This is a genomic window from Sutterella massiliensis (genome assembly GCF_016899755.1).
Taxonomy (GTDB): Bacteria; Pseudomonadota; Gammaproteobacteria; order Burkholderiales; family Burkholderiaceae_F; genus Sutterella; species Sutterella massiliensis.
This window is the reverse complement of sequence record NZ_JACJJC010000539.1, coordinates 1-236: the sequence shown is the minus strand read 5'-3', so window position 1 is coordinate 236 and position 236 is coordinate 1. Positions and strand designations below refer to the sequence as shown.

The following is a 236-nucleotide window of genomic DNA, read 5'->3' as shown; positions in this document are numbered from 1 at the left end:
GTTAAATATAGATGAACATCTTCATGAAATTTTCCTCCGTAATGTTTTGAAAATTTTTCACCGTTTTGCGGCAATTCGGCGTATTTGATTGAATGTTTTCCCTTCTTTATAATCGAAGTAAATATTTTTTCCTTGCAGGAAATTTCAAATTTATGTCCGCTCATATGAATAAAATTATAAATGGCATTAGGTTTGTTTGAAATTTCCAATAATTTGGTACAAGCTTCTTCCGAAAG

1 protein-coding gene is annotated in these 236 nt (G+C 30.1%); it reads right to left on the bottom strand.

The window, feature by feature from the left end:
- On the bottom strand, positions 1 to 236 hold a 236-nt coding region (locus H6A60_RS13620; RefSeq protein WP_205105411.1), incomplete at both ends, for a hypothetical protein.